The organism is Nocardia neocaledoniensis (genome assembly GCF_003182135.1).
Taxonomy (GTDB): Bacteria; Actinomycetota; Actinomycetes; order Mycobacteriales; family Mycobacteriaceae; genus Nocardia; species Nocardia neocaledoniensis.
This window is the reverse complement of sequence record NZ_QGTL01000005.1, coordinates 148,814-154,377: the sequence shown is the minus strand read 5'-3', so window position 1 is coordinate 154,377 and position 5,564 is coordinate 148,814. Positions and strand designations below refer to the sequence as shown.

General features: G+C 72.9%; 1 pseudogene. It reads right to left on the bottom strand.

What is annotated here, in order from left to right:
• Positions 1-52: 52 nt before the first annotated feature.
• Positions 53-5,539: pseudogene (locus DFR69_RS16350) on the bottom strand (type I polyketide synthase); the annotation flags it as partial.
• Positions 5,540-5,564 lie beyond the last annotated feature (25 nt).

Here is a 5,564-nt window from a genome sequence, read left to right as displayed (position 1 = left end):
GTGAGTTTCCGCAATCCTTCCGAACTCGAGCCGGGCTCGAGGAAATCCGTGCTCAGGCGTCCAGTTCGCTGTCGAGAATCGCGAACAGCGCCGCTTCGTCGGCGTCCGCCACGTCGTCGTCGCGATGGCTGCCCGCGGTGTCGATCCGCGCTGCCCAGCTGGCCGCGATCGACTGCAATCGCGCCGCGATCCGGGCCTTCTCGTCCTCGCCCCGGTTTCCCGTCGCCAGGGCGGATTCCAGATCGTCGAGGACCACCTCGATCGAGCGCGCCGGCTTGTCCGCCGGCTCGTCCGCGAGTTGTTCACGGAGGTACTCGGCCAGCGCGGCGGGGGTGGGGTAGTCGAAGACGACGGTGGCGGCCAGGGCCAGGCCGGTGTCGGCCTTGACCCGGTTGCGCAGCTCGACCGCACCCAGGGAATCGAATCCGAGCTCCTGGAACGTGCTGCGGTCGGCGTCGAGACCCGAGACGACGTCGCGGCCCAGAACGGCTGTCACGTGCGCGCGGACGCTGTCGAGCACGATCTTCCGCTGCCGCTCGGCGTCGAGGCCCGCGAGTCGTTGCCGCAGTCCGGAGGTCGTCACCGGAGTGGCCACCGCACGGGTGACCGTGCGGGGGGCCAGCTCCCGCAGCAGCGGCGGCAGCATTCCGGCCTCGGCCTTGGCACGGATCGCCGTGATGTCGACGCCGGTGATCACCGCGTGGTCCGGGCCGGTCACGAGGACCGAATCCCCTGCGGCCAAGGCTTTCTCGTCGGACAGCGCGGTGAAGCCGGCACGGGTCGTCCGGTGCGCGTCGGTCTCGGTGAGGTGGCCGGTCATGCCGCCCGAGTGGGCCCACGGCCCCCAGGCCAATGAGCGCGCGGCCAGTCCTCGGGCGCGCCGGTGCGCGACCAGACCGTCGAGGAACGTGTTGGCGGCCGCGTAGTTGGCCTGTCCAGGCCCGCCGATGGTGCCCGAGAGCGATGAGAACACCACGAACGCCGACAGATCCAGCTCAGCGGTCGCCTCGTGCAGATACCAGGCGGCATCGGCCTTCGACGCGAGGACAGCATCCACCCTGGCCGCGGTCAGCGCCGCGACGACTCCGTCGTCGAGGACGCCCGCGGCGTGGATGACACCGGTCAGCGGCTCCGGCGCGTCGGCCACCAACCGGTGCACCGCGACGGGATCGCTGACATCACACGCCACGACCCGAACGCGCGCGCCCAGCTCTTCCAGCTCGGCCGTGAGCGCCGCGACACCGTCGGCTCGCGGACCGCTGCGGCTGACGAGCAGCAAGGATCGCACCTCGTGCGCGACGACCACGTGGCGGGCGACCACGGCCCCCAAACCCCCTGTGCCACCGGTGATCAGCACCGTTCCGGTGCCGAACGCGGCGCCCGCACCGGTCGCGGGCGCCACGTCGGATCGGCGGAGCCGAGCGGTGTGCGCGACACCGGCGCGCAGCACGACCTGCGCTTCGGTCACGGCCCGCGCCGCGAGCCGCTCCTCGAGGCGAATGTCGCTGTCGACCAAGTGGATTCGGCCGGGATCCTCGGACTGCGCACTGCGCACCAGGCCCCACACCGCGGCGCCGGCCAGGTCGGTGACGTCCTCACCGGGCAGCGCGACCGCGCCCCGCGTCGCGACCACCAGCCTGCTCGACGCGAACCGGTCCTCCCGCAACCACTCCTGCACCACGCCGAGCACCCGGGCGACCTCGGCGTGCGTGGTGGCCACGACGTCGGCGCCGGTGTTCCCGGTCCAGCCGGACCCGGCCTCGAGCACGACCAGCGGCGGCACCGGCAAGCCGGGGTCCAGCCGATCCCACTGTCCCACTGCCGTTTCCTCCGCCGGAGACGCCGAGTCCGGCGACCACACCAGCTCGAGCACCGGGGCAGCCGCACCCGCCGCGGTCGCGGCGAGCTGTGCCAGCGGTACCGGACGGGTCGTCATCTCGCCGGTCAGTACCGGTTGTCCGTGCTCATCGGTCATCGACACCGACACCGACGAACCGCGCACGGTCAGCCGCGCCCGCAGCACCGCGGCCTCGGCGGTGAACAACGCCACCGACTGCCACGCGAACGGCAGCACGACCTGCCCCGGCGGGATCTCCTGCACGCCGGCCAGCAGACCCGTCTGCAGCGTCGCGTCCAGCAGTGCCGGGTGGATGCCGAATCCGACGGCCCGCACGCCGGTCTCGGCGTCGGCGGCGATCTCGGCGAACACTTCGTCACCGCGACGCCACAGCGTCCGGACACCTCGGAAGGCCGGCCCCAGGTCGTAGCCGCGCGTCAGGAACTTCGCGTAGTCGATCTCGACGGCGGTCGCGTCCGTCGGCGGCCAGGACTGCGGCTCGGGCACGGTCGTGTCGTCCCGGCTGGTCACCGAGCCGTGCGCGTGCAGTTCCCACGGCCCGTCCTGGTCGTGCGCGTCACGGGAGTAGATGGCGAGTGAGCGCCGCGTCGACTCCGGCTCGGGTGGGCCGACGACGACCTGGATCCGCAGCCGGCCCGTCGGGGGGAACACCATCGGCGTCTGCAGCATCAACTCCTCGAGCACCGGGTATCCGGCCTGCCGGCCCGCCCGCAACGCCAACTCCACGAAACCGGTGCCGGGCAGCAACATGACCCCGCCGATGACGTGGTCGGCCAGCCACGGCTGCGACAGCGCCGACAGCTGCCCGGTCAGGACGACACCACCGGTGGCCATCGGCACGACCGCGGCCAGCACGGGGTGCGCCACCGCTCGCGAGCCAAGGGAATCGGCGACAACACCACCCGGCGTGGTCGCGAGCCAGTAGCGGCGTCGCTGGAAAGCGTAGGTGGGCAAGGACACTCGGGCGACCGGACGGCCGGCGAAGAAATCGCTCCAGTCGACGTCGAGGCCGGACACGCAGGCTCCCGCCAGCGCGGTCACGAACTGCTCGACCTCGCCGTGCCCGCGACGAGCGCCCGCGAACACCGACGCCTGCGCTTCGACATCGGCAGGCAGCGTCTGGCGGGTCATGGCCGCCAGGACGGCGTCCGGACCGACTTCGACGAATCGGCGCACCCCGGCGCCGGCCAGCGCCTCGACCCCCGGCGCGAACCGCACCGCCGAGCGGACCTGCCGGACCCAGTAGGCCGGGTCGAGGACTTCGTCGCCCGCGATCCGTCCCGTCAGGTTCGACACCAGCGGCACCCGCGGGCGTCGGTACTCGATCTCTCTTGCCACTGCACCGAACTCGGCGAGCATCGGGTCCATCCGGTGGGAATGGAACGCGTGCGACACCCGCAGTCGCGAGGTCTCGCGGCCCCGCGCGCCGAACTCCTGCTCGAGCGCCGCCACGGCGTCCTCGTCCCCGGACACCACGACGGCCCGCGGCGCGTTCACCGCGGCGAGGGACACCCGTTCGCCCTGGCCGGAAAGCGCCTCCGCCACTTCCTGTTCGCCGGCCGCGACAGCCAGCATCGCGCCACCGGCGGGGAGCCCGCCCATCAGGCGGCCCCGTGCCGCCACCAGCCGGCAGGCGTCGGGCAGCGTCCAGACACCGGCGAGGTACGCCGCGGCCAGCTCGCCGATCGAATGCCCGATCAGGTAGTCCGGGGTGACACCGAACGAGGCCAGCAGCCGGTACAGCGCGACCTCGTAGGCGAACAGGGCGGGCTGGGTGAACTCCGTGCGATCCAGCGGATCGGCCGCGCCGGTTCCCCCGCCCGTGAACATCACCTCGCGCAGGGAAACGCCGAGCAGCGGATCGAACTGCGCGCACACCTCGTCCAGTGCCGCGGCGAACACCGGAAACGCTTGGTGCAGTTCGCGGCCCATCCCGGCCCGCTGCGCGCCCTGCCCGGTGCACAGGAACGCGGTCCCGCGCGACACCGCCCGCGCGGCCGTCGCGCCGGCGGACGTGCACGCCGTGCCGTCTTCCGCGAGCGCGGCCAGCCCCGCCAGCAAGGTGTCGCGATCGCTCCCGACCACCGCGCCCCGCCAGTCCAGGCGGGCGCGGGTCGTCAGCAGCGCGTGCCCGATGTCGTCGACGGCCACCTCGGGATGCGCGATCGCGAACTCCCGCAGCCTGGCCGCCTGCGCACGCAGGGCGTCCTCGGTCTTCGCCGAGAGCAACCAGGTGGACACGTCCGCCGTCACCACGCGCGCGCTCGGCTCCGGCGAGTCGTCCGCGGTCTCGGCGGCCGCGTCGTCGAGGGCGGGCGCCTCCTCCAGGATCACGTGCGCATTGGTCCCGCTGGCGCCGAAGGACGACACTCCGGCGCGCCGAACCCGATCCCCCGCCGGCCAGGGCTCGGCCTCGGTGAGCAGGCGCACCGAGCCCGCCGACCAGTCCACGTGCGGGGTCGGCGCGTCCACGTGCAGAGTCGCGGGCAGCAGGTCGTGCCGCATCGCCTGCACCATCTTGATCACGCCGCCCACGCCCGCGGCCGCCGAGGTGTGGCCGATGTTGGACTTGAGCGAGCCGATCCGCAGCGGCGCGCCGGCACGGTCGCGGCCGTAGGCGGCGATCAGCGCCTGTGCCTCGATCGGGTCGCCCAGCGTGGTGCCGGTGCCGTGTGCCTCGACCGCGTCGACATCGCCCGGAGCGAGCCCGGCATGGGCGAGGGCCCGTGCGATCACCCTCTCCTGCGACGGCCCGTTCGGCGCGGTCAGCCGGTTGCTGGCGCCGTCCTGGTTGACCGCGCTGCCCCGGATGACCGCGAGGACCCGGTGGCCGTGCCTGCGGGCGTCGGAGAGCCGCTCGATCGCGAGCATGCCGAGCCCCTCGGAGAATCCGGTCCCGTCCGCGGCCGCCGCGAACGCCTTGCACCGCGCGTCCGGTGACAGCGCGTGCTGGCGGCCGAACGCGATGAGCAACGCCGGATCCGACATCACGGTGACGCCGCCGACCAGGGCCAGCGAGGTGTCGCCCTGGCGCAGCGCGTGGCAGGCCAGGTGCAGGGCGACCAGCGACGAGGAGCACGCGGTGTCCACCGACAGCGCCGGGCCCTTGAACCCGAAGGTGAAGGCCACCCGGCCGGACAGCACACTGTTCGACACACCCACGTAGGCATGCCCTTCCGCCTCGGCGGTGAGCCCGGGCGAGCCGACGCGCGGACCGTAGTCCTGATGGATCACGCCGGCGAACACACCGGTGTCGCTGCCACGCAGTGTCGTCGGGTCGATGCCCGCGTCTTCCAGTGTCTCCCAGGCCGTTTCCAGGAACAGCCGCTGCTGCGGGTCCATCGCCATGGCCGCGCTCGGGCCGATTCCGAAGAAGCCCGCGTCGAATTCGCCCGCCGCGGTGAGGAATCCGCCTTCGCGCGTGTAGACGGTCCCCGGCGCGTCCGGATCGGGGTCGAACAGCCGCTCGAGGTCCCAGCCGCGATCGTCCGGGAAGGGGCCGACGGCGTCGGTGCCTGCGGCGACCACGTCCCACAGCCGCGCCGGGGAGTCGATTCCGCCGGGGTACCGGCAGCTCATGCCGACGATGGCGATCGGCTCACCCGCCCGGTCCTCCAACTGCTGGATGTGCTTCTTGGCGGCGCGGAGGTCTCCGGTGAGCTTGCGCAGATACCGGCTGAGACGTTCCTCGTTGCTGGTGCCGGGA